Genomic DNA, 24495 nt, shown 5'->3' on the forward strand with positions numbered 1-24495 from the left:
ACTCCCTATTTTTTGTCCTTCCTATTCTCTCAAAGCATTGTCCCCTGAAGCTTTGAGTCCCCTTGTCACCCGCTAAGCGAAATTACAGAAACCGTGGTCATGCAAAACCCTAAGCAGGTGGTGCAGTTGATCCAAGGGTTACAAGAGCAGGGCATTCGCCTCAGCATCGATGACTTTGGTACGGGGTATTCTTCCCTGGGCTATTTGCGGCAGCTACCGATTGATACCCTCAAGATCGATCGCAGTTTCATTGCCGACATTCACCGCAGCCCTCAGCAGTACGGCATTGTGGAAGCCATTATTCGTCTGGCCGCCCATCTTGATCTGGTGGTCATTGCCGAAGGCGTCGAGCATGAGGCCCAACGGCAAGCGTTGAACCAACTGGGATGTCAGTTTGGTCAGGGGAATCTATTCACCCCGCCGCTGAGTACCAGTCAGTTTAGCCAATACCTACGGACCCGGGTGTCGGGGGATGGGGAGGTGGGGAGGTGAAGGGGGGATGGGGAGGATGGGGGGATGGGGAGGTGGGGAGGTGAAGGGGGGATGGGGAGGATGGGGGGATGGGGGCAGACCGGGGTGTCTGCCCTGGCGGGTAATGCAGCTAGTTCCGAAACTCCGAGGCCACGATCATCGAGCCAATGCCCAGATCAGTGAAAATTTCCAGCAGTAGCGCATGGGGTACCCGACCATCCACAATGTGGGCGGCGCCGACCCCCTGAGCCAGCGATCGAACGCAGCAGTTCACCTTCGGAATCATGCCTCCGGCCACCACGCCGGTATCGATTAGTTGACGAGCCTGCTGAATATCCAGCTTGGCCAGTAGGGTTGAAGGGTCAGTATAATCTGCCAAAATACCTTTGGTATCCGTGAGCAGAATCAGCTTTTCGGCCCCCAGGGCGGCGGCGATTTCCCCGGCCACGGTATCGGCATTAATGTTGTAAGCCTGGCCCGTATCATCGCTGGCCACGCTCGACACAATTGGAATATAGCCCGCTTCCACCAGGGACTTGATAATGCCGGGGGAAATGTTACTCACCTCCCCCACGAACCCCACCCCTTCTGACCCTTGGGGCCGGGCGGTGATCAGGTTGCCGTCTTTACCGCAGAGGCCAACGGCCTTGCCCCCAGCTTGGTTAATTAGCGATACCAGTTCTTTGTTGACCCGCCCCACCAACACCATTTCCACCACGTCCATGGTGGGGGCATCGGTCACCCGCAGCCCATCTTTAAACTGGGGCTCAATGCCCAACTTTCCCAACCAAATATTGATTTCTGGCCCGCCGCCGTGGACCACCACCGGACGGATACCCACACAGGCCATAAATACAATGTCGCGCACCACATCGGCCTTGAGGCGGCCATCCTTCATGGCGGCACCGCCATATTTGACCACCACCGTGCGCCCCCGAAACTGCTGAATGTAGGGCAAGGCCTCGCTCAGAATTCGGACCCGAGTGGCTTCAGTTTCGTGGATATCACCTGCGGGGGAAGAAGGAGTTTGAGCCATGGACCTCAATCGGTGAAGAACTAGACAGATCACGACGACAGAGACAGGTGCTAGACGTTAAGCCTAGGGTTGAGTCAAAAAAAGACGAGAGAGTTGACTTAGGGTTCACGGTTCACGGTATGCGGTTTAAGGCGAGCCGTAGACCGTGAACCGTAGACCGTGAACCGCAGACCCTGTTGACCGTCACGTCTGGATTGACAGACCGCTAGCTACCTGGCTGGCGCTGTCCAGTAGTGTATCAATTCCCCATGGCTGAATCCGCCGGGGGCCGAATTCTTTTCTCGACTAAGGTCAGGATACGCTCAACAATCGTCTCTACCCCCTGGTCACTGTCGTCAATGGTGACCTGCACATCTGCCTGGGCGTAAAGCGGCCGTCGTTGAGCCATCAACTGGGCTAGGGTGGCTTCCCAGTCCCCCCTTTGCAACAGTGGTCGGCCCATATCCCCCACCAGGCGGCTGCGCAGCACCGTCAGCGGCACATCCAGCCAAATCACAATGCCGTGGTGTAAATAGCTCCAGTTATGTTGCTGGGTAACAATGCCACCGCCGGTGGCGATCACTAACCGTCGGTGGGCAGCGAGTTGCGCCAGTACGGCTGTCTCTAGCTGGCGAAAGGCAGCTTCCCCCTGGTGCTCAAAAATTTCGGGAATGGTCTGCCCAGCGGCAGCTTCCAGCACCGAGTCAGTATCAAAGAAGTGGTAGCCCAGGGCTTTCGCTAACTGGGCACCGGTGCTGCTTTTGCCAGCCCCCATCATGCCAATCAGATACAGGTTGATGCCTTTCAGGTGTTGGGACAGGGTCATGGGGGTTAGGGCAAAGGTTTGACGTGGAGAGAGTAGGGTATCGGGGGTTAGGGAGTTAGGGCATCGTCAGCGTCATCCCAATCATCGTCTTCCCCATGCCAATCGCTGCCAGCCTGACTGGACTCTGGGGGCTGATAAGGGGGGATAATCACCCGATAGTCGGCATCGACAACGCCATCTTCGGCGATTTCTGGATCGTCTAGATCATCGTCTAATGGATCATCATCGAGGGGGGCAGAGGGGGCGTTGGGGGAAGTATCGTAGTTACTATCGTCTGGGCCATAGTCCGCTGGGCCATAGTCTGCTGGGCCATAGACATCAGCGGTCTCCTCCCCATAGGTGGAGGCATCCTGATCATCAGCGGGGGCATAGATGCGATCGGTCTGGCCGGGGGCATCCCCCTGGCGATAGCTGTAGGAATAAATCGATCCATCTCGGTAAGCCCGTTTCGGACTCTGGGGGGCTTCAATGTCCGGGGGGGGCGGAGCAGGGTAATCATCCCAGCCCTGGTTGATGTCGTCGAGGCTATCCTCCACAGGGCTCACTCCAGGGGCCGTATAGGACCGGCTTTCCATGTCGCCCCAGTCCTGGGTGAGTTCTTCAAAGGACTGATCAATCTGCTGCTTTTGGGCGGCCTGGCGATTGCCAAACCAGTTCGTCGGCCAAAAGGAGGTGGTTGTGCCTGTCTGGCCAGGGGCAGAGCGGGAGGGTGAAGCCTGAGCCTGGTGGTGGGCCTGACTCAAGGTCTCCCAGTCATTCCACTGGTTCGGGGATTGCAGGTTAGTCCAGGCCTGCCATTCCCCACTGGGGCGATCGCGGCGGCTAGAGCGAGACGATGACTGGTTGGCGGCATCAGCACTGGGAGCACTGGCCCCGGTAACGTCAGGATTGGTGGGCTCATAAAAGGGTTGGGCCTTGTACTTGTAGGCGGGCGATCGCCCGCTTTTTCTCCCGGGTCTGCTAAAAGTTAGCCCTGCGGTCAGCCCTACGGTGGTGAGGGCGCCCAGGGCGATCGCCAGGCCCAGCCAGATTCCCACGGGCAATGCTAGGGTTCTGGCCCCCAAAAAGACCAGGGGCAGGGCTGGAGCTGTGTTTTGCACAATCAGCAGCAACACCGTCCCTAGCACCAGCAAAACAATGGCAAGACGTGCGGTGACCATGGGTCAAGGTTCATACAAGGGCTGTGCCCATCCTATCGTGACTCAGGGGTTAGATGCCCTTGCCAGCGGCGCAGGGGTACACAATCTAAATCCAATTGGTCAAGGGCGCGGGCCACCACAAAATCTACCAGGTCATCGATGCTTTGAGGCTGGTGGTACCAGGCAGGAATAGCTGGCACAATCCGCACCCCGGCCTCCGCCAGGGTGGTCAGGTTACGCAGGTGAATCAGACTGAAGGGGGTTTCACGGGGCACAACCACCAACTTGCGCCCTTCTTTAAGCTGCACATCGGCGGCTCGCTCCAGCAAATCAGAACTCATACCAGCGGCGAGGCGAGCCACGGTGCTCATACTACACGGAATCACCACCATCCCCAGGGTGCGAAACGAGCCACTGGCAATCGTGGCCCCCACATCCCCCCAGGGATGACAGCGGAGCTTACCTGCATTGGGCACAGCCGCCTGGTCACGCCAGAACTGCTCCTGCCGGTCGGGGTCAAGGGGCATGTGAATGCCCAACTCTGCCTGCCACACCATTTGGCAAGCCTTAGACGCCACCAGATCGATGGCGTTATCAGCGTTGAGCAGGTGCCGGATCGTGTGAACGGCGTAGACCAGCCCAGACGCGCCAGTAACACCAACAATGACGGGAGGGGGGGAAGAGGGGGCCATGGAATGTGCCAAAACTGCTCTGATCACGCTGGCCAGATCGTTTATGTATCTTAACGAACCTAGGGACCGCTGCGCCAATCCATTGCTCAGCGTACCGTACACCCCAGAGGCTTAGGTCGCTCCTTTACCCGCTGCTGGCTCTCGCCTCCCCCCTCAGGCTCACTCTTCGCTGTTATCGGCCGAGGCCTCGTCGCCCAGGGGCTCACCGTTGTCGTCTTCGCTGTAGCCGTTCTCGTCGTCCTCGGGGGCCTGGCTGCCGCCGCCCACCGCCACCAGGTCAATCTGCTGGCGATAGTAGTCCACGCTCTTCACCTGGACATCCACCTGGTCCCCCAGGCGATATTGCTGGCGATTCTTGCGCCCCACCAGCTTCTGCTGGCGGGAACGGTACTCGTACCAGTCATCCTTCAGAGAACTGACATGGACCAACCCTTCTACCAGCAGTTCTTCAATTTCCACAAAGAAACCATAGGACTGCACCCCCGTGATCAGGCCATGGAAGACCTCGCCAGTGTGGGAGCGCATAAATTCTGCTTTTTTTAGCCCCTCCAGGTCTGACTCCGCCTCCTGGGCCAGGCGCTCCCGTTCAGTCAGGTGAATGGCAATGCGACCCATGTCATCTTCAAATTCGTGCTGGATATCTGGGGGCAGAACATTCCAGTTAATCTGGCCGTGGCAAGAGCTATGGCGCAGGTTAACGCGATCTTTGGAGCGGGTAGAGCGGCGATCGCGGCCAGACTCAAACACCGCATGGAGAATGCGATGCACCAATAAATCTGGATAGCGACGGGAGGGGGAGGTGAAGTGGGTGTAGCCCTCGGTTAGGGCCAGCCCAAAGTGGAGGTCGGGATGGGTACTGTAAAAGGCTGGTTGGATAGTTTCCAACAGCAGGTAAGTCAGAATTTTTTCTGACTTGGACTCGGCAAACTGCTCCACAAACTGCTGATAGTCCTTGGGTTGGGGAGACTCTTCGTCGGCAATGGTAAGCTGAATATCCATATTTTCTGCCAGCTTCACCAACTCTTGTACGTCGCTGGCCTCGGGAGCCCGATGTAAACGGTAGATGGCAGGTACCCCTAGGGCCTTTAAATGTTGGGCCACTAACTGATTCCCCAGCAGCATACATTCAGTCACAATGGCGCGGGAGGGCAGCCCGGCGGAAACCACCATTACCCCTAACAACCCCTCATCATCGTATTGGAATTTGGGGGAACGGTAGTGGGCCAGCACCTCCCCTGCATCGGTAGGGAAGTCATACTCGGGCAGGTTAAGCTCGAATGCCCCCCGCTGAAGTCGCTGTCGCTTGATGGCCTGGCTGAGGTACAGCAGATTGTCAATCAAGTCGAAGATCGGCTCCAACCCTTTCAGGGCCTTGGGTTTAATATCCAACGCCTTGATGGCATCGCTATCATCTCGCACCAGCACCGCTTGGGCCTCCTGGTAGGTGATCTGGTGGTCCACACATACCACCGAGGGCTGCACCTCATACTCTAGAACTTGCCCCCTGTCATCGAGGGTAACCAGCACCGACAGGGCTAAGCGATCCTTTCCAGCCAGTAAAGAGCCCAGGGAACCCGACAGAGGGGGAGGTAGCATGGGAATGACCTCATCCCCCAGGTACACCGAGGTACCTCGCTTGGCCGCACTCTGGTCAATGGGAGAGTAGGCTTCTACGTAGTGGGCAATGTCCGAAATGTGAATACCTAACTGCCAGTGGCCGTTATCCAGCTTTTCTAGGGTGAGGGCATCGTCGATCACCCTGGCATTGGGGCCATCAATGGCGACAGTGAGGCGATCGCGTAGATCAAGTCGGTCTTTGAGTTCCGCTTTCTTGATCCGGTTGGGCAGGGCTTCGGCCTGAGCCAAAACCGCGTCAGAAAAGCTGCGGGGCAGGTCGTGCTTGCAGTAGACAATGTCAATGTCAGAGGCGTCTTCGGCATTGCTACCCAAAATTTGAGCAACTCGTCCTTGGGGAGGGTGTTGCCCCAGGGGGTACCGGACAATTTCCACATGGGCCAGCTGATCCACGGCGGCTGGCAAATCGGTACCGTTGGCCACCAGGGCCAGCTCAAATAGGAGGCGATCGTCCAGAGGCACCGCTCGGTAGTCACTCTCCTCTTGTTTCACCCGAGCTAGCACCGAAGCATTCGCCCGCTCTAGGATCAACTGCACCTCCCCTTCAGGACTGCGGCGACGACTACCCTCTTTGGTGACTTTGACTAATACGCGATCGCCGTTCCAGGCCGTGTTCAGCTGACTCTCCCGGACATAGATATCGTCAGCCCCTTCCTCGTCCTGGATCGCAAAGCAGAAACCCTTGCTAGAGCAGCGTAGCTTGCCTTCAATCACCTCCTCGTCTAGCTGACGGCGGTACTTACCCCGCTCCTTGACCAAAATGCCCAGCCGCTCTAAGGCATCTACCGCAATTTGCAAGTCTCGCTGGCTGGTTTCACTGGTGCAGTGAAGCTTTTTTTCTAAGGCTTTTAGCGTCAGGGTTTTCTGTTTATCAAAGTTCGCTAGCAGCGCCGCAATCGAAAATTCCATGTAGCGACCAAGTTCCTAAATCTTGTTCATTCTCTAGACAATCCTGCAACGGTGGCCTAACCCTATAGATGGCTAGGCTTGCTACAGCCCGGCAGTCGAACCTCCTGTGGCAACGAGGAAGCACCCAAAACCGGCTTAATCAATAGCCCCATGGCGGTCAACCGCCGTCAATATCCGCGATCGGCCATTGAGCCGGGTGAGCGGATAAGCAGGCACAGCCCCAAACAGCGAAGCTGACTGCCGCCTATAATAATGCGCCAACCCCTGCTTGAGTTCAACCATTCGCCACTGCGTCAAGGGGAAATAGCCTGCCAACGGCTAGATGCCTTCGACTTGGTGCTCCCTGATGGCTGCCCTGCCTAAACCCAAAGAGGCTCAGAGGGCCATCACCTCAGGCTTTTAGTAAGAGGGCATGGCACTCTACTTACAATGTCTCAAAAAATGGAAGCCTGTCAAATCTTTTTGTCAATACCAAGTAACCTTTTGTAAAGGCAGCAGAAAATTGCCCGTCTGCGGGGGGTAACAAGCCATGAGTTTCGCCCAGTCAGGTAAAGGGGGTGAGGGCTGCGGTTCAAGGGGCAAAGCCTGAGGTACGCCGCCAACTATCGCCGGAATCCGCTCAGGTGCGCTCCCCGGTGACGATGTAGGCCACCCGTTTACCAATGTTGGTGGCATGATCGGCGATCCGCTCTAGGTAGCGAATGGCTAGCACCAGCAACACGGTGGGTTCCACAGAGCCCACCAAATTCGTTTGATTGGCTAGCTGGGCATAGAGTTCCTCGTAGTCGGCGTCGATGGCGTCATCCTTTTGTTTAATGTCTAACCCTGATTGGGCATCCAAATTAGAGAGTGCCAGCAAACTCATGGCCACCATCGATCGACAGCGATCGAGCATAGTCTGGACCCGGCCAATCAGCGGTGGCACTGGATAGGGAAACAGTTTAATGGCTACCTCGCCAATGTCTTCGGCATAGTCACCGATCCGCTCCAGGTCACGCACCATCTGCATAAAGGCACCGATGCGTCGTAAATCTTCCTCTCCCGGGGTTTGTAGGGTGAGTAGGTGCATACAGTCCACCTCAATTTTCCGGTAGAAGCGATCCACCCGCTTGTCGTGGTCACTGAGACGCTGGGCCGCCTCTAGGTTGCGATCGCACAGAGCGTCACGGGCCAACACACAAGAATTTTCCACCAGCGCCCCCATCCGCAGTAAATCGCGCTGCACGCGCAGCAGTTGCCGTTCAAAGTCACTGCGTTTGGGTTGGGTCGTATCCACATCAGTTACCACGGTGGTGTTCATATCCCTGTCGATCCTGTTATCGTCCGGCACCAAGCCCACGAACAATTAAGCTCTGTAACAGTTGCTGAGGTAGCTATCACGGAAGTTGCCATCTTGGTTAACAATCAAGTCTAGACGTTAGAGGAGTATTTCCATGCCCCTTTCTGAGACCCAGATCTTTATTGCCTTGGCTTTGGCCCTACTACCTGGTATTTTGGCATTTCGCCTTTCTACCGAACTTTATAAGTAGGTTAAGGTTAGGCTCTGACGGCTGTTTCCTGACTCAGGAAATCAGGACAGATAATTAGGACAGATAAATAGTGTAATCACATATTTGTCCCAAGTGTGTCCTTTTGTAGGACGATCAGGTTTGGTCATGGTTTTTGTTGCTAGATACTATGACCATGGTTCAAGCCTCAACAAGGCTAAGCATGAGGCCTGGAAAGTCCCCCAGGCATTCGCAACCCAGGCAAATTTATCCTGTTAACAATGCCTACCCCGAGCTGCCCTCAGCCTCGGGGTATTCTTTATCTATTTCGGGCTTATTGTGAGCTAGGGCTACCCAGCTACAGGGTCATCGCCGGTTCATTCCTGACCGGGCCTAAAGCCCCAGAGTACACCAGTCCACGGCGGGCATCTAAGGTCAAAATCGCCCCGTCGCGAATAATTTCCGTGGCATTTTTTACCCCGACAATTACGGGCACGCCCAGACGCAGGCCAATCACAGCAGCGTGGCCTGTGAGGTCACCATCCTCGGTAATGATTCCCCCCGATCGCCGAATCAGATCGACAAAATCGGCGGTGGTATGGGGCACCACCAAAATTTCCCCGTCGTTAAAGTCACTGACATCCACACTGTTGGCGGTCACCCGGGCCCGACCACTGACTGAGCCTTCGCCAATACCAACCCCGCGCCCCAGCACCGCTGTAACCACATCCACCTTAATCAGGTCTGTGGACCCTGACACCCCCTGTAGGGTGCCCGCTGTTAACACCACCAGATCACCGTCATGGAGCAGAGCTTTCTCTTGGGCCACATTCATAGCCGCTTGAAAGGTTTGGGTTGTGGAGGGCAAATCCAGCACCAACAGCGGCCGTACCCCCCACACCAGCTGGAGCTGACGGGCCACATGCACATGGGGTGTAACCGCCAAAATCGGTGTTTGGGGTCGAAATTTTGACACGTTGCGAGCGGTGGCCCCAGTTTTGGTCAGGGTCATGATGGCGGCTGCCTGTAGCTGGGCAGAAATACGGCTGACGGCATGGCTAATGGCGTTGGGAATAGACCGGGCACCAGCTGCAGCCAGGTCTTTAATCACCGTTTTCTCTTGCTCAGTGCGGATGGCAATGCGGGCCATGGTGGCCACAGATTCCACAGGATATTGACCCACGGCGGTTTCGTTGGACAGCATCACCGCATCGGTGCCATCCAAAATCGCATTGGCCACATCAGACACTTCTGCCCGGGTAGGGCGAGGGTTACCCGCCATGCTATCGAGCATCTGGGTGGCGGTAATCACCGGAATTCCCAAGGAATTGGCGGTGGCAATCAGCCGCTTTTGCAAAATGGGCACATCTTCTGCCGGTAGTTCGACCCCTAAGTCCCCCCGGGCCACCATCACCCCGTCCGACAGGGAGAGAATCGCCTCCATTTGCTCGATCGCTTCGTGCTTTTCGATCTTGACAATCACGGGGACATGCTTGCCCGCCGCCGCGATAATTTCCTTGATTTCCAGCACATCTTGGGGATTGCGGACAAAGCTCAAGGCGACCCAGTCGACCCCCTGATTGAGCCCAAACATCAAATCTTCCCGGTCTTTGTCGGTGAGGGCCTTGATGGATAGATAAACCCCTGGAAAGTTGACCCCCTTATTGTTGGACAGGGTACCGCCGACCACAACTCCACAGTGCAACTCTTGGGTCTCTGGGTTGACAGACTCCACCTGCATTTCCACCCGACCATCGTCTAGCAGAATGGTGGCTCCTGCCGGAACTTCTTGGGCCAGCTTGTCATAGGTGACCGCAGCCCGCTGCTGATTGCCCATGATCAGTTCGCTGGTGAGGACGAAGGGGTCTCCCTTAGTGAGTTGAATTGACCCCTGTTCAAACTTGCCCAGCCGAATCTTAGGCCCCTGTAAGTCTTGCAGAATGCCCACTGGTTGGTTGAGCTCAAAGGACAGTTGGCGAATCAGTCGAATGCTGCGCTGGTGGTCGTCATGGCTACCATGGGAAAAGTTGAGCCGCAGGGTGGTGGCGCCGGCTTCAATCAGCGATCGCAACACATCGGCATGTTGAGTCGCCGGGCCGATGGTGGCAACAATTTTGGTGCGGCGCAGGTTAGTGGGCAGTGACATAGGTGCTATTCCCATTCAGGTTTCCCCGGTCCAGGTCTGATCTTTGCGACGACAACCAGAGCAAAGGGATACTAGCATGAATGGGATTGGCTTTCGCAATTCCTGCTGGGGTTGGCAACCTCAGCCATTTCAACTGGCAACACCCGGAGCGCCCTAGATATTACTTGCACCTGCCATAGCAATCCCAGTTGATTCAGGCAGGTAAGACATGCCCCTTGCCCATGCAGGCGAGAGCGAGGCACCTACCCTATGTATGGCCACGATGCGGGCAGAATGGTTATAGTCGGTCGCTGATTGGCACCAAACCCCTTGAATACCCGTCACAAAACTTTATTATCGCTGCGTAGTCGACTATACTGCTGAAGACACTGGTGTAGGAGCGATATAACATGTCGGCGGCAGCTGAGCCCCTGACGGTACGAAAAACAGTTCCCCCTGAGTTACTGAAAACAGAAGGTGGATTGAGCCCGAATACCCTAATGTTTATGGCCTCTGCGGGGTTGATAACCCTGTCAACGACGGGCTATTTCCTTTGGGGCTGGGCTGGGTGGTTTGTCTTTTTGATGAACGTACTGTCGTTACATTTGTCTGGAACAGTCATCCATGACGCGTCCCACAATTCGGCCCACCGTAACCGCACGGTTAATGCCCTGTTGGGTCATGGTAGTGCCCTGATTTTGGGCTTTTCTTTTCCGGTGTTTACCCGTGTGCACTTACAGCACCACGCCCATGTGAACGATCCGGAAAATGACCCTGATCATTTTGTCTCCACCGGGGGACCCCTGTGGCTGATTGCAGCCCGGTTCTTTTACCACGAGGTTTACTTTTTCAAGCGGCGGCTCTGGCGAAACTGGGAACTGCTGGAGTGGTTCTTGGGCCGGTTCGCCGTGGTCCTGCTGGTGCTTATGGCGTGGCAGTTTGATTTCATGGGTTACATCTTTAACTACTGGTTCTCTCCAGCCCTGGTGGTGGGGATTGCCTTGGGGTTGTTCTTCGACTATCTGCCCCATCGTCCCTTTCAAGAGCGCGATCGCTGGAAAAATGCGCGGGTGTACCCTGGTGCCGTCCTAAATGTGTTGATTATGGGGCAGAACTATCACCTGGTGCATCATCTCTGGCCGTCGGTGCCCTGGTACAAGTACAAGCCCACCTACGAGGTGATGCGGCCCCTCCTCGACGAGAAAGGCTCGCCCCAGTCGTTAGGGCTGCTGAAAATGAAGGACTTTTTTGGATTTCTCTATGATTTGTTCCTGGGGATTCGCCTGAAAGGGCACTAGTATAGTGGCCCCTAGCCACTACACCAGTTGTCGTAGTCTTCTAACTTTAGGGCATCTGGATTGGATGCCCTAAAAGCATCGTAAGCGGTTTGGTCAAGGCGGGTTTGGGTTTGGTAGGCCCACTCTGTTTGCAGGGCATCGACTTTGGCCCAGGCTTCGACACATTGCTGCGACTGTTTGCCAAAGGTCTGACAGGTCTGCTCGGCCAGGGCGATCGCCTGGTCAATCTGATCGGTCAACTGAGTTTCTTGGGGGTTTGAGAGTAACGCCTCATGGGTGAGCAAATCAGTGATGGTGACAATGCCCAATAGCTCTGATTGAATCACTGGGGCTACGGAAATGCCGGTGTTGCTAAACAGACGGGCAACATATTCAACCGCTAAATCAGGGTTGACCACAATACAGGGCTTGCTCATAATCTCGTAAACCCGCAGTCGCTTCAGATCCCGTCCAAAGGCCAGGGCGCGGGTAACGATGTCGGTATCTGTGATAATGCCGTAGGCATCTTGGGGATGTTGGCGATCGACCACCAGAGCGTGAATCCCTTGCTGCAACATCCGTTGCAGCGCTGCAGCGACTGGGGCGGAACCCCGGATGGTGATCACTGACCGGGTCATAATCTCTGAAACTTTGACCATTGGAGGTGCCCTGCTAAACCAATCCCAGAGTGCGGATGCTCAAATCTGGCCGCAAATCTTGGGCCTCCCGTAGATACACATGCTGTACCTTGGCCGTCCGAGCAGGCAGCTGCACGTACAGTAGTACCCGAATACATTGGGGCAAGCTACCTTCCACATACATGTGCTGCACATCTAGCAGGGGAATATCATCCCAACCGGGGCGCTGACGGGCGATCGCCGCTGGGAATACCGCATCTAGGTCCCGGGTGACGGAGAAGGTGGCGCTAATGACATGGCTCAGATCAAGCTGATTTATGCTTTCTAAGGCACTTAAGAGTTCTGTAACGGCATCGGCCATGGCCGTTTCCGTATTTTCTGGTACCGTTACTGCCCCTCGAATTGCCCTGACTTGCCAGTCCACGCTCAAACCCTCCCAAATTCCTAAGCGGCCACGCCCCTAATGGTGACGCTGTATGTCGGCAGCAGAGGGGCGCGATCGCAGTCAATAACAGACTATTATCGCTCCCATCCTACCAGGGGAACTCAATCTAGGGGCGATATAGCCACAGGGGCAGGCCAGCGGTGGTCCGTTCGAACTCCAGCCAATCTAGGGTGGCATTCAGGGCGGGCAGGGAAAACTCGATACCCGACTGTTGACCAGCCAGGGTGAGGGTATGACTGCGCCCCGGGGTTAAGCGCTGCAAGACTGACTTTTTCTCTTCAAAGTCAATACACTCGGCCTTGTCAGGGTCGAGCCCAGCCAATTCGGCGGCCCAGCGACGGGCGTCGTCTTCACTGCCCAAACGATCTACGACACCCAACTCCAGGGCCTGCTCCCCCGTGAAAATGCGACCATCGGCAAAGCTGCGCACGGTCTCTTCACTCAGCCCCCGAGCTTCGGCCACGGTTCTGACAAATTGGCCATAGCTAACGTCAATCAGCTCTTGTAGGATCCTTTTCTCAGGGTCAGTCAGTTCCCGATCAAAGGCCAAAATATCTTTGTAAGGGCCAGACTTAATCACCTTGAACGACACCCCCACCCGATCCAGCAGCCGCTCCAGGTTATTGCCCCGCAAAATCACCCCAATACTGCCGGTAATGGTGCCGGGGTTAGCCATAATCTGTTCGGCCCCCATGCCGATGTACACCCCCCCCGAGGCCGAGATATTGCCAAAGCTAGCGACCACCTTCAGCTTGTCCTGCAGTCGCCGCAGGGCGGTGTAGATTTCCTGGGAATCTCCCACGGTGCCGCCGGGGCTGTCAATCCGCAGCAGCAAGGCTGGAAATCGTCGTTCTTCAATGTCTTTAAGGGCTTCTAGCACCCGCTTGCGGGCAGCGGCCCCAATCACACCAGTGACTTCAATCCGGGCGATGGACTTACGGGCCCGACGGGAAAACGGCCAAACCATAGATTTGCAAAAAACGCCAAAACAAACTGGTGGCACCGATACCAGTACCACCTCCATCCCCTATTGTAGCCAACATTACCCCTGGGAGGGAGAACGCCACCATTACCCCTGGCTAACAGCTAGTACTCTGAGGCATAAGTCGGCCAACCATTCCTGACACCTGATACCCAACACCTGACACCCCCAGCAACGGTGGTCCTATTGCTGCCAGGCAGTACTGTACACTCAACCTCCTCGAAGAGGAGAGGGGCTTCGAGGGTATCTGTAACCCTAAAATTTAGTTCTGGCAAAGCACCAGGGCCTTGTCTGCGGCGATCGTCGAACTGCGTTAATCTTTCTTAAGATAATCCGTTTTATCTGTTTTAACTAACGTCCTGGCGCTAACTGGCTATACCGATGGATGCCCCCCCTACCGCTCAATCCCCGCCCCGTAATCCCATTTTGCTGATTGCCCCTTTCTTCCTTTGGGGCACAGCCATGGTGGCGATGAAAGGGGCTATGCCCCATACGTCTCCCTTTTTTATGGCGACGATGCGGCTGGTGCCAGCTGGGATGGTGGTGTTGGTAGCAAGTCTTTGGCTGCGTCGCCCCCAGGCCATCGGTTGGCGGGGGTGGCTGTGGGTGGGCTTGTTTGCCCTGGTGGATGGCACCCTGTTCCAGGGGTTTTTGGCGGCGGGGCTAGAGCGGACGGGGGCTGGATTGGGTTCAGTGATGATTGATTCGCAGCCCTTAGCGGTGGCAATCATGGCCCGGTGGCTGTTTGGTGAGCGGGTGGGGGCATTAGGCTGGATTGGCCTGGCCTGGGGCATTGTGGGCATTAGTCTGCTGGGGTTGCCCGATGCCTGGGTGCTGGCCCTGTTGCAGGGGCAAACCGATTGGCTAGCCAACGGTCAAGCTTTCGATACCCTGCTGCAAGGGGGAGAGTGGCTGATGTTGCTGGCGGCCCTGTCGATGGCCACAGGCACGATTTTGATTCGCTATGTCTGTCGGTACGTTGACCCCGTGGTGGCGACTGGCTGGCATATGGTGCTGGGAGGGCTTCCTTTACTCGGCCTTTCTTGTTTAGGGGACGTACAGCCCTGGCAACAACTCACTGGGCCAGACTGGGCCGCGATCGCCTATTCCACCCTATTTGGCAGTGCCCTGGCCTACGGGATTTTCTTTTTCTTGGCCTCCCAGGGCAACCTGACCAGCCTCAGTGCGTTGACCTTCTTGACCCCGATTTTTGCCCTGCTGTTTGGCAATCTGTTTTTAGCCGAAACCCTGAGCCCACTGCAATGGGTGGGGGTGGGGTTTACCCTGGTCAGCATTTATTTGATTAACCAACGGGAGGTGCTGACCCAACGACTGCGGCGATGGCTGCTGGACCTGGAGACCAATGCCGCCACGAAGGGATCGATCGAGCCTGACTGACCCGATGGTCTGTCGAACCAGAAGTGACGGGTGTCGGGTGGCAGGTTTGAGGGGGCGGGTTTAGTCACCCCACGCCACAGGGGGCTAAACCAACTACCATTGGAACAGCGAATAGACCTGGTCGAGGGTGGCGTCTGCACGAGTGTCCAGTGAGCAACAGATGAACAGTGTATGGTCGATCGGACCTCAGTGAATACGGTGGTAGCGCTAATGTTGGTCAGTGGGTTGATTGTAGCTCCGGCGGGGCGATCGCCAGGGCAGAGTCAGACCTCCCTGCAGCCACCCAGCCTTGCCCAGGTGGTGACTGACCCTGACACCGCCCCGCCAAGCCCAGTCGATCCGCCCTCGGCTGGGCCTAGCCCACAGGGGGGGTGGTGGCTGGCCGGGTTAGGTGGACTGGGGCTGGGCCTCGGGCTGGGGGTCTATGTGACCCGCCGTCAAGCGCGACCGAGCGAAGCAGAGCTGCCCCCGCCCAGCCCCGAGCAAGCGCCACCCGTGGCCCTATCCCCCACTGCCGACGCCACTGCCACCACCCATCTGGCCACCAAACATTCCCTAGAGGAGTTGGTGAGCCAGTTAACCAGTGTCCAGCCTAGCGATCGCCGTCAAGCCATTTGGGAACTGGCCCAGCGCGGTCACTCCGGCACCGTACAACCCCTGGTGAATGGGTTGCTGACCGCCGATTCCCAAGAAAAAAGCCTGATTTTAGCGGCCCTGACTGAAATTAGCAGTCGGGGGCTCAAACCCTTACATCAAGCCCTGGCCCTTTCCCTACAGGATCCCAGCCCAGAGGTCAGGAAAAATGCCATCCGCGATCTCAGTCGGCTGTACGACAACCTGATTCAGCTCAGTCATGTAGTCGCCCATGCCACCGAAGACCCCCACCCTGATGTCCAAGACACCGCCCAATGGGCTCTAGAACAATTGAACCAACTGCGTCCACCTCCCCTCAGTCATCGTCTGCCCTCCCCCTCTGACCCCCCAGCTCCCCCGTAAGATCCCCACATCTTGCCATTGCCTGTCGGAACCATTCCTCGCCAGGGCGGACACACCGGTCCGCCCCTACGCAGCATCGGAAGAACGAAAAAGGAAAAGGGAAGAACGAAAACCTTCTACCATCTGTTCTGCTACTGCTTCGTGCGGGCTACCTTAATTCGTTACCTTCTTCGTTTTTCCTTAACCTTCACCTGTGGGTTACGGCGGGAGTTAAGTGATCAGGCGATCGCCCCAACCCCGACCGCCTAACCCACGCTACGAATCCACAATCCAAAACCCAAAATCTCCCCCACTCCCCACCTCCCCCACTCCCCATCTCCCCATCTCCCCATTCCCCCATGCCCACCCCCCGCCGCCACTACCTCTTCATGTCCACCCCCGTCGGTCCCCTGGGTTCGGGACTTGGGGGTGGCGTTGAACTGACCTTATTGAACCTGTCCCAGGGGTTACGGCAGCGGGGGCATCAGGTGACCGTGGTGGCCCCGGAGCAATCAACCCTGGGGGACGGCCCGATCGTCACCATCCCCGGCAGGTGGCAGCCGACGGCCCACACCCAGGGACGGGCTACCCCGGCTACCCTGCCAGCGGATGCGGTATTAGCTCACATGTGGACCTATGCCCGGCAGCATCAGGCCGCCTTTGATTTGATTGTGAATCTGGCCTATGACTGGTTACCGTTTTACCTCACCCCCTTTTTTCACACCCCCGTGGCCCACTTCGTCACCATGGGTTCCCTGTCTGAGGTGATGGACGCAGCGATTCACCAGGTGGCTGACCAGTATCCCAACCGCTTAGGGGCTTACACCCAGGCCCAGGCAGCTACCTTTGGTGACCAGCACGCCTTCCAAATTCTCGGTAGCGCCATCGACCTAAGCCTGTATGACTTTTGTGATACCCCAGGGACGGCCCTGGCCTGGATGGGGCGAATTTCTCCGGAGAAGGGGTTGGAAGATGCCCTGGCAGCTACCGCCCAGACCCAAACCCCCTTAAAAATTCTAGGCAAGCTGGAAGATCCCGACTACTGGCAGCGCCTGTGCCAGCAGTTTCCCCAGGCCCCAGACAGCTACCTGGGCTTTTTACCCACGGCGGCCCTGCAGCAGGTGGTGGGACAGTGTCGGGCCTTGCTGATGACCCCCCGTTGGGTGGAAGCCTTTGGCAATGTGGCGATCGAAGCCCTGGCCTGTGGCGTGCCGGTGATTGCCTACAACCGGGGCGGGCCGGCGGAAATCATCCGCCCTGGGGAAACGGGTTGGTTGGTGGAGCCTGATGATGTGTCTGGCCTGGTGCAGGCAATCCAGCGGATTGATCAACTCGATCGTCGCGCCTGTCGCCGCCAGGCTGAGCAGCAATATTCTCTGGATGCCCTGGCGATCCGATTCGAAGCCTGGTTTGAAGCGATCTTGCACTGATCACTTGCACTGATCAACGGTGGCTGCACTGGAATGAACTGTTACACGGTCAGTAACCTGGCGCGATAAATCCCCGAAAGTGCCCTATGGTATTAATTGCAAGCATGTAGGGGAGCACATGGTCACACGACAGGGGGTCAGGCAACTGCTAGGACGATTGGTGGTCTTAGTGGCGATCGCATCGCTGGCCCTAGGCTCATTTAGCTGCGCCAAACCCGTAGAGCCCACCAGCTTGATCAGCGAACCAACCCCGCAACCGAATCGGCTGGCGGGCAAACTAGCCGAAGTCTCGCCCCCGCAAGATTTAGAGGTGCTGAAGCAGCTGATTGATGCCTATACCCCCCAGGTCAGAATCCTCAGCCCCCGCCCCGGCGAAGTGCTGAAAGACACCTCGGTGGCCGTACGGGTGCAAGTACGAGGGCTGCCGGTGTTTAAAGACGAAGACTGGCAACTGGGGCCACACCTACATGTGTTTTTAGATGACGAACCCTATCGGGCTGTCTACGATCCTTCGGAACCCTTGGTCTTTGAGGATTTAGCCCCTGGTACGCATACTATGAGGGTATTTGCCTCCCGGCCCTGGCATGAAAGCTTTAAAAACCAGGGGGCCTTTGACCAGCGCACCTTTCATGTCTATGCCCAGACCCCGCAAAAGGAGCTGAATGGCAACGCCCCGCTGCTCACCTACAGTCGCCCCCAGGGCACCTATGGGGCCGAGCCGATCATGCTCGATTTTTATTTGACGAACGCTCCTTTGCATATCAGTGCCCAAGCGGACAATAAAGACGACCTGCACGACTGGCGAGTACGTTGCACCGTCAATGACCAGAGCTTTGTGTTTGACCAGTGGCAGCCCATCTGGCTCAAAGGCTTTAATCCGGGGCGCAATTGGGTTCAATTGGAACTGATCGATGAAGCCGGTGAACTGATTGACAATCGGTTTAACAATACAGTGCGGATCATTGACTACCAGCCCGGAGGCAGCGACACCCTGTCTCGCCTGGTGCGGGGCGAGTTGGACATCAAGCAGGTGGCGGGCATTATTGATCCCACCTATGTGCCTCCAGTCCAACCCCAGCCAGAGCCAGACGAGGCTACTGAGGAGGACAGCAGTGCCCTAGAGCCTGAGCCTGAACCGACTGAACCGAAATCCCCTGAACCAGAATCCCCTGAACCAGAACCCACTCCAGCCACCGACGAAGCCACTAGCCAAACGGAAGCCGACGCCGCTGAAGAGATCCCAGCCTTAGAAACGGCGCCAGCCGAAGCGCCAACCGAAGCGCCAGAGACTTCTGCTACCGCCGAACCAGAGCCTTCAGTCCCAGAGCCTTCAGTCCCAGAGTCCTCAACTCCAAAAGCGCCGACGGACATGCCGACGCTGCCCCCGACTGTGGTCCCCTTACCGATGCCCCAGGACTTAGATGAATCAGCTGATCTGGACAGCGTCGATGATCAGCAGGCCGAGGAAGCCACAGCAGCCACCGCCGACGAGACCGCTCAACCCGACGCTGCTGATGCTGACGTACAGGAGCAGGATGATGGCGAAGCATCTGAACAGACCCCTATCGATCAACCGCCGCCGTCTGCCGAAACCCAATCAGACACCCAAGCAGACAACGGCCTGCTAGGGCGGTTCAAACGCTGGCGTGGTCAGCCCCAAGCCCCCGCTCAACCGTCCGTAGAACCAGCCCCCGAAGAAGACTCAGAGCCTCCCGCCAAGGCTGACCTGGAGGGCCAGCCCAGTGACGCACCCACCCCCCCTGAACCACCTTCAGCCACACCAGAGCAGACGCAGCCCTCCCTGACTGCACCCTCTCTGACAGAACCAACCCTAGATTCGGCTGCCCCTGAGTTAGACAGTGCCGCTGGCTCCGACGACATTGAAGGCGATACTAAAGACGACAAGGCCGCGACTAACCCAGACATTACCCCCGAGCCCCCCGCAGAAAAGCCTGAGGATAAAGCAGCACCATCGCCCATGCAGCCCACTAAACGGCCGTTTATTTAATCCTTGATCAACTGGATAGTGAGTGGGTACTTCCAAGCCACACCCTCATTGGCTTTGACAGCCGCCATGATGCAAAAGACTAGATCCATCAATAAGACGATGGGAATCAAGATGATCCCAATCAGCAGAAAGACCAGGACGAATGAGACAAGTAGATATATCAGCAAGCTGATCTGCCAGTTGAGAGCGAGTCTAGCGTGGCGCTTCACCTCTGGTTCTTGAGTAGCAACATAAAGCACCAGGGGGCCGATAAACCCCGTCAATAGCCCCAAAATGTGGGCTAGAGCCATCATGCTCTTATCGTTGGATTCTGAATGGCGTTCTTGCATAGGGTTCATTTCCTTGCTTTTGGTGTACTGTTGGGGCTAGAACGCCGGTTCAGATCCCAGGGTTCTGTACCTGGATGCCTCAAAAAACGTGGCCAATCAGCCCAAGAACCCTGGGATCTTGACATACTGTACCGATGCTCTAGGCCTAGTGTTCCCATCTCAAGGCTATGACTTGGTTCACGACCGCATTTATGGCCGCTAGCTTGGAGCTGGGAAAGGTCTAAGCGTCCTTGAGTGCCTGGGGATCTCTACACTATGGGTTGAACCAACTCCAGACATTTCCCGCAATCTAATACAGCATCAAGACTAAAAATCAGGGTTCCCATCGGTTGGGTGGCACGTCAGCAGAACCCAACCTACACATTTGGAATTGACCAACTATTCCTGATACGTGATACCCAAAATCTAACCCCCTTGGCTGAGGGGGTTGGATTTCTGATGGTCAGTACTAATTCACCAACCGCAGGGTTAACGGATACCGGTAAGCCGTCCCTTCGTTGGCCTTCACAGCCGCTAAAATGACGAGGATCAGCCAAGCAATGCCCAAAATGACCAGTAATGGAATGCCGATGAGGACAAAAATTAGCGCCCCTGACACCAGCATGTAGATGGTCATTGAAATATTAAAGTTCAGGGCTTCTTTACCCTGATCGTTGACGAATGACATTTCGTCCTTTTTGACCAGCCAAACAATCAAGGGGCCGAGAATATTGCCAAAGGGAATGACAAAGCCAGCCAGGGCACTGAGGTGGGCAATCATCGCCCACATACGCGATTCTGGGGTGGTGTCGAGTTGATTCATGGGTCGCTGCAGAGCTCAAAACTGCCCCAACCTAACTTAAAAAGCAGGATAGAGGCTCTATCCTGCTTACAAAACGTAGTAAGTTTGACCCGACGAGTAGGGGACAATCACTTTATTCGTCGTCGTCGTCATCCTCATCAGAGGGATAGACAAAGCTGGTGGAGCGGCCAGTGAGCACAGATTTGCCCAGGGACATGGCCTTTTGAGCCTGTAGCGCTGCAGTGCGCTTCCAGGTGGCGCGACGCTGGTCACGCTTTTGTTTGGAGGTTTTCTTCTTAGGAACCGCCATGACAGCAATAATTATGAGGTTACAACCTTTCAACTATAGGCTAGGGACACCCCTTCTGACAATCCCCACTATCAACATTCCTGACTTAAGTCAGCGGCTTGGTCTTGGGCCAGGGGCGGCAAGCCCAGAGGCGAGATCGTTACAATAACTTCTGGACTTCGCCCCCTTACCGCTGGCATCTACATCCATGGGAATTTCTGTGTTGGGCAAAAAACGTCGTTCCTGGCCATGGCTAGTCGCAGGGGTGGCGACGGTACTGCTAATCACCCTTAGCCTTAGCGTCGGGCTCTGGCGTAGTCGTCAGCGGGACTATGACATTGACACCTGGACGACCCCGGCCACCGCCCAACCCCTGACGGTACGGGTCATGGCTAGTGGTTCGGTCAGACCCCTGCAGACCGTTAACCTCAGCCCTGAAAATGCCGGAATTTTAGAGGCGCTATTTGTAGAGCAGGGCGATCGCGTTGAACCGGGCCAGCTGATTGCCCGCATGCGCAGCACTGACATTGCGGCGCAGCTGCAACAAAACCAGGCGGCGGTGGCCGAAGCCGAGGCCGCCCTACAGCTAGCCCGCCAGGGTAGCCGCCCTGACGAAATTGGCCAGGCGGAGGCCGCCATCGATGGGGCCCAGGCCCAGGCGCGAGATGCCCAGGCCCGACTAGAGCTGGCCAATAGCGAGCTGAGTCGCAGCCAAAGTTTGTTCGATCGCGGCGCCATCTCCCAAACAGAACTGGACAATGCCGCCCGAGAACAGCGCAGCGCCCAGGCAGGGGTAGACCAGGCCCAGTCTCGGATCACCGAAGCCCAGCGTCGCCTCGATGACCTCCAGGCCCTGCCGGAGGCCGCGTCGGTAGCCCAAGCGGAAGCTCGCCTGGCCCAGGCCCGAGCCCAGCTCCAGGCCACTCAGATCCGGCTGGATGAAAACTCGATCAGAGCACCGTTTGGCGGCATCATTACCCAAAAATTTGCCTCGGTGGGTGCCTTTGTCACCCCCACCACGACCGCCTCCGACGCCTCCTCAGCCACCTCCACCGCCATCGTGGCCTTGGCCGAGGATTTAGAAATTTTGGCCGAGGTACCAGAGGCAGACATTGCCCTAATTCAGTCGGGTCAAGCGGTCGAGATCGTGGCCGATGCCTTCCCTGAGCAAACCTTTCAGGGGCAGGTGACCCTGGTGGCCCCAGAGGCGATCGACCGGCAGAATGTGACCCTGTTCCAGGTGCGGATCGCCTTGCTGGATGGGGAAGACATCCTGCGATCGAACATGAATGTGACCGTGGCCTTTATTGGCGACCAGGTGGCCGATGCTCTGGTGGTACCGACGGTGGCAGTGGTGACCCAGGCCGGTGAGACAGGGGTGTTGGTGCCGGGCGACAACGGCGATATTGAGTTTCAGCCGGTCACCCTAGGCCCCCAGGCAGGGGATCAAATTCAGATTGTAGAGGGCATCACAGAGGGCGATCGCGTGTTTATTGACCTGCCCCCCGGTCGCTCCTTAGACAACATCACCAGGAGCCAAGACCAGTAAAAGGTTGCTAGTCAAAGGTATCTAAGGATTGATCACGGTTGTATGCCAGGTACCGTCGTCAAGATACGCATACTGGGTACGGTTCTGAGGATTACCGCGCAGTTCCAGATGGTCGACCAGAGTGGGCTGCAACAGGCCCAAGCAAAAGGTCGGGGGTGGCACGGTGGGGTCGAGGGCATTAGTGGTGTCTAAGGGGGTGTCGAGGGGAGCATCCAGATCACGCACGACCCCAGGCGGAGGCCAGTAGAACTGGCATTTGGCTGCATCAGACAGGGCTTGCCAGGAGGTGTGGCGGGCTTGCTGGCGATCGCCATCCTCCTCAGCTGCCGTGACCAGAGTTAAGGGACCCATCAGGCGAAACTGCTCGCGGGTTTGGGTAAAGTACCAACAGGCCTGACCCCAGGGGTTAGCAGCGATGTCAGCGACTTTGGCACTGCGCTGGTCGGTGACGAAGGTGAGCTGCCCCAGGGCAAATCCGCGAAACACCACCGTGCGATTAGCCGGGCGACCCTGGGGGGTGACGGTGGCCAATTGGAAATAGCGGCTATAGGGGCGACTGCGGTTGCGATGCAGGGCCCGGGACAGGGGGCTGCGCCAGGGGGGAAGCCCCCCTGGGGCCGACGGGGATGGAACAGAGTCAGACATGCTGCATGGGATACGAACTGCCACACTCTAGCACCCGATCCGTGGCAGGTTATAGACTCAAGTCGTTACGATTGAGCATTGACTGAAGAGAGCAAACTATTATGATCGTCGCTACCCTGTCGCTGATAGCTGGAGGGGCACTGCTGCTGGTGGGGGCTGAATCCTTAGTGCGGGGAGCCTCGAAGCTGGCTGGGCTATGTGGGATTTCGCCGTTGATTATCGGGCTTACCATTGTAGCCTACGGCACCAGTGCCCCAGAAATGGCGGTGAGCATCCAGTCTAGCCTGGCGGGGCAGGCCGATATTGCTCTAGGCAACGTGATCGGCAGCAACATTTTTAACGTGTTGATGATTTTGGGGCTGTCGGCCCTGGTGGCCCCCCTGGTAGTGGCCCAGCAGTTAATTCGCCTGGATGTGCCGATCATGATTGGGGTGTCAGGGGTGCTGTTTTTGTTTGCCCTAGACCAACGGCTACAGCCGACGGATGGCATTGTGCTATTGATTGGCGGCGTGGTCTATACGCTGTTTTTGCTTAACCTCAGCCGCAAGGAAACCGATGTCAATGTGCAGGCTGAATACGATCGCCAGTATGGGGGCAAAAGTACCGTCCAAGGGGCCTGGCTGATTAACCTGGGGCTAATGCTGGTGGGGCTATTTACCCTAGTGCTAGGGTCTAGGCTGTTCGTCTCTGGAGCGGTGGCGATCGCCACGGCGATTGGTGTCAGCCAATTAATTATTGGCCTCACGATTGTGGCAGCGGGCACCTCTCTACCGGAACTGGCCACCTCGATTGTGGCCACCCTGCGGGGGGAGCGGGACATTGCCGTGGGCAACGTGGTGGGCAGCAATATCTTCAATATTCTGACGGTCCTGGGGGTCACCGCTTTGACCTCGGGCCAGGGGGTACCCATTCCCAACGCCGTCCTCTATTTTGACCTACCGGTAATGCTGGCGGTGGCGGTGGCTTGCATTCCTATTTTTGCAACCGGCAATGTGATTTCCCGTTGGGAGGGCATGCTGTTTAGTGGCTACTATGTAGCCTATGCCACCTACCTGATTCTCAGGGCCGCAGACCATGAACATTTGCAGCTTTTTAGCCAGGTGATGCTACTGTTTGTGATTCCGTTAACAGTGATTACATTGATTACGATTGTGGTGCGATCGCTGCCTAAGAAGCGCACGTCTTCTGAACCCTAGTACAGGAAGGCAGAAATATGACTGAGGGTGTCAGGTGTCGGGTATCAGGTGTCAGGAATGGTGGGCCGACTTATGCTTCAGAGTACTAGTGCAGTGTCAAAGCTAAAAACTAAGGTTCCCGTAGGTTGGGTGGAGCGGAGCGTTCGCGCAGCGTCTCCAACGGAGACAACCCAACAGGAGTCAGCCGTGTTGGGTTCTGCTGGCGCGCCACCCAACCTACAAATTTAGAATTGACAGACCCTAGTGGGCGGTCA

24 protein-coding genes are annotated in these 24495 nt (G+C 56.7%); 9 read left to right on the forward strand and 15 right to left on the reverse strand.

Translation table 11 applies throughout. The annotated features are described in order from the left end of the window. Positions 1 to 81 precede the first annotated feature (81 nt). Positions 82 to 492: an EAL domain-containing protein gene (locus E1H13_RS06435; protein ID WP_347404130.1), complete on the forward strand. Its 411-nt coding sequence runs from the start codon at positions 82 to 84 to the stop codon at positions 490 to 492. Positions 493 to 601: 109 nt separating this feature from the next. On the opposite strand, the gene argB is transcribed toward E1H13_RS06435, so the two are convergent. From argB to phoU, 7 genes are all read right to left on the reverse strand, one after another. Beyond that, positions 602 to 1507, reverse strand: a complete 906-nt coding sequence (gene argB / locus E1H13_RS06440; protein ID WP_169612584.1) for an acetylglutamate kinase — start codon at positions 1505 to 1507, stop codon at positions 602 to 604. Positions 1508 to 1745: 238 nt separating this feature from the next. Continuing rightward, positions 1746 to 2312, reverse strand: a complete 567-nt coding sequence (locus E1H13_RS06445) for a shikimate kinase (protein WP_169612585.1) — start codon at positions 2310 to 2312, stop codon at positions 1746 to 1748. 47 nt (positions 2313 to 2359) lie between these two features. Next, the gene (locus E1H13_RS06450; RefSeq protein WP_169612586.1) at positions 2360 to 3472 is read right to left on the reverse strand and encodes a hypothetical protein; all 1113 of its coding nucleotides are present in this window, start codon (positions 3470 to 3472) and stop codon (positions 2360 to 2362) included. 32 nt (positions 3473 to 3504) lie between these two features. Next, positions 3505 to 4143 (reverse strand): flavin prenyltransferase UbiX, encoded by a 639-nt coding sequence (locus E1H13_RS06455; RefSeq protein ID WP_169612587.1) that lies wholly within the window; start codon positions 4141 to 4143, stop codon positions 3505 to 3507. 159 nt (positions 4144 to 4302) lie between these two features. After that, on the reverse strand, positions 4303 to 6687 hold the full coding sequence (locus tag E1H13_RS06460) for a ribonuclease R family protein (protein WP_169612588.1): 2385 nt from the start codon (positions 6685 to 6687) through the stop codon (positions 4303 to 4305). Positions 6688 to 6822: 135 nt separating this feature from the next. Continuing rightward, the gene (locus E1H13_RS06465; protein ID WP_169612589.1) at positions 6823 to 6969 is read right to left on the reverse strand and encodes a hypothetical protein; all 147 of its coding nucleotides are present in this window, start codon (positions 6967 to 6969) and stop codon (positions 6823 to 6825) included. A gap of 337 nt (positions 6970 to 7306) precedes the next feature. Next, positions 7307 to 7987 (reverse strand): phosphate signaling complex protein PhoU, encoded by a 681-nt coding sequence (gene phoU / locus E1H13_RS06470; RefSeq protein WP_169612590.1) that lies wholly within the window; start codon positions 7985 to 7987, stop codon positions 7307 to 7309. 133 nt (positions 7988 to 8120) lie between these two features. On the opposite strand from phoU, the gene psaM reads away from it, so the two are divergent. Then, entirely contained in the window at positions 8121 to 8216 is a 96-nt protein-coding gene (psaM, locus tag E1H13_RS06475) for a photosystem I reaction center subunit XII (protein WP_169612591.1), read from the forward strand. A 316-nt stretch (positions 8217 to 8532) separates the two neighbouring features. Here psaM and pyk read toward each other — a convergent pair whose 3' ends face one another. Next, positions 8533 to 10320: a pyruvate kinase gene (pyk, locus tag E1H13_RS06480; RefSeq protein ID WP_169612592.1), complete on the reverse strand. Its 1788-nt coding sequence runs from the start codon at positions 10318 to 10320 to the stop codon at positions 8533 to 8535. Positions 10321 to 10709: 389 nt separating this feature from the next. Here pyk and crtR point away from each other — a divergent pair, with 389 nt between their 5' ends. Continuing rightward, entirely contained in the window at positions 10710 to 11597 is an 888-nt protein-coding gene (gene crtR / locus E1H13_RS06485) for a beta-carotene hydroxylase (RefSeq protein ID WP_169612593.1), read from the forward strand. Positions 11598 to 11608: 11 nt separating this feature from the next. Here crtR and E1H13_RS06490 read toward each other — a convergent pair whose 3' ends face one another. The 3 genes from E1H13_RS06490 to sppA form a co-directional block, all read right to left on the reverse strand. Beyond that, positions 11609 to 12235 carry a CBS domain-containing protein gene (locus E1H13_RS06490; protein ID WP_169612594.1) on the reverse strand — a complete coding sequence of 209 codons (627 nt, stop codon included), beginning with the start codon at positions 12233 to 12235 and terminating at the stop codon, positions 11609 to 11611. 13 nt (positions 12236 to 12248) lie between these two features. Then, entirely contained in the window at positions 12249 to 12638 is a 390-nt protein-coding gene (gene aroH / locus E1H13_RS06495) for a chorismate mutase (RefSeq protein ID WP_169612595.1), read from the reverse strand. 127 nt (positions 12639 to 12765) lie between these two features. Beyond that, positions 12766 to 13626 (reverse strand): signal peptide peptidase SppA, encoded by an 861-nt coding sequence (gene sppA / locus E1H13_RS06500; protein WP_169612596.1) that lies wholly within the window; start codon positions 13624 to 13626, stop codon positions 12766 to 12768. 396 nt (positions 13627 to 14022) lie between these two features. Between sppA and E1H13_RS06505 the strand changes: the two genes are divergently transcribed. The 4 genes from E1H13_RS06505 to E1H13_RS06520 all read left to right on the forward strand — a co-directional run bounded on the left by E1H13_RS06505 (position 14023) and on the right by E1H13_RS06520 (position 19452). Further along, positions 14023 to 15039, forward strand: a complete 1017-nt coding sequence (locus tag E1H13_RS06505) for a DMT family transporter (RefSeq protein ID WP_169612597.1) — start codon at positions 14023 to 14025, stop codon at positions 15037 to 15039. 171 nt (positions 15040 to 15210) lie between these two features. Next, positions 15211 to 16035 carry a HEAT repeat domain-containing protein gene (locus tag E1H13_RS06510; protein WP_169612598.1) on the forward strand — a complete coding sequence of 275 codons (825 nt, stop codon included), beginning with the start codon at positions 15211 to 15213 and terminating at the stop codon, positions 16033 to 16035. Positions 16036 to 16373: 338 nt separating this feature from the next. Next, the gene (locus E1H13_RS06515; RefSeq protein ID WP_169612599.1) at positions 16374 to 17444 is read left to right on the forward strand and encodes a glycosyltransferase family 4 protein; all 1071 of its coding nucleotides are present in this window, start codon (positions 16374 to 16376) and stop codon (positions 17442 to 17444) included. A 118-nt stretch (positions 17445 to 17562) separates the two neighbouring features. Continuing rightward, positions 17563 to 19452, forward strand: a complete 1890-nt coding sequence (locus tag E1H13_RS06520) for a hypothetical protein (RefSeq protein WP_169612600.1) — start codon at positions 17563 to 17565, stop codon at positions 19450 to 19452. Here E1H13_RS06520 and E1H13_RS06525 read toward each other — a convergent pair. The 3 genes from E1H13_RS06525 to rpmF all read right to left on the reverse strand — a co-directional run bounded on the left by E1H13_RS06525 (position 19449) and on the right by rpmF (position 20872). After that, complete coding sequence (locus E1H13_RS06525; RefSeq protein ID WP_240966502.1) at positions 19449 to 19781, reverse strand: DUF4870 domain-containing protein; 333 nt, start codon at positions 19779 to 19781, stop codon at positions 19449 to 19451. The genes E1H13_RS06520 and E1H13_RS06525 overlap by 4 nt on opposite strands. A gap of 448 nt (positions 19782 to 20229) precedes the next feature. After that, positions 20230 to 20583 carry a DUF4870 domain-containing protein gene (locus E1H13_RS06530; protein ID WP_169612602.1) on the reverse strand — a complete coding sequence of 118 codons (354 nt, stop codon included), beginning with the start codon at positions 20581 to 20583 and terminating at the stop codon, positions 20230 to 20232. A 112-nt stretch (positions 20584 to 20695) separates the two neighbouring features. Next, positions 20696 to 20872 carry a 50S ribosomal protein L32 gene (gene rpmF, locus E1H13_RS06535; protein ID WP_169612603.1) on the reverse strand — a complete coding sequence of 59 codons (177 nt, stop codon included), beginning with the start codon at positions 20870 to 20872 and terminating at the stop codon, positions 20696 to 20698. A gap of 187 nt (positions 20873 to 21059) precedes the next feature. Here rpmF and E1H13_RS06540 point away from each other — a divergent pair, with 187 nt between their 5' ends. Next, the gene (locus E1H13_RS06540) at positions 21060 to 22400 is read left to right on the forward strand and encodes an efflux RND transporter periplasmic adaptor subunit (protein WP_169612604.1); all 1341 of its coding nucleotides are present in this window, start codon (positions 21060 to 21062) and stop codon (positions 22398 to 22400) included. Positions 22401 to 22421: 21 nt separating this feature from the next. On the opposite strand, the gene E1H13_RS06545 is transcribed toward E1H13_RS06540, so the two are convergent. Further along, on the reverse strand, positions 22422 to 23045 hold the full coding sequence (locus E1H13_RS06545) for an Npun_F5749 family FMN-dependent PPOX-type flavoprotein (RefSeq protein WP_169612605.1): 624 nt from the start codon (positions 23043 to 23045) through the stop codon (positions 22422 to 22424). Positions 23046 to 23146: 101 nt separating this feature from the next. Here E1H13_RS06545 and E1H13_RS06550 point away from each other — a divergent pair, with 101 nt between their 5' ends. After that, positions 23147 to 24241: a calcium/sodium antiporter gene (locus E1H13_RS06550; RefSeq protein ID WP_169612606.1), complete on the forward strand. Its 1095-nt coding sequence runs from the start codon at positions 23147 to 23149 to the stop codon at positions 24239 to 24241. Positions 24242 to 24495 lie beyond the last annotated feature (254 nt).

It is taken from the genome of Nodosilinea sp. P-1105, assembly GCF_012911975.1.
Lineage (GTDB): Bacteria > Cyanobacteriota > Cyanobacteriia > Phormidesmidales > Phormidesmidaceae > Nodosilinea.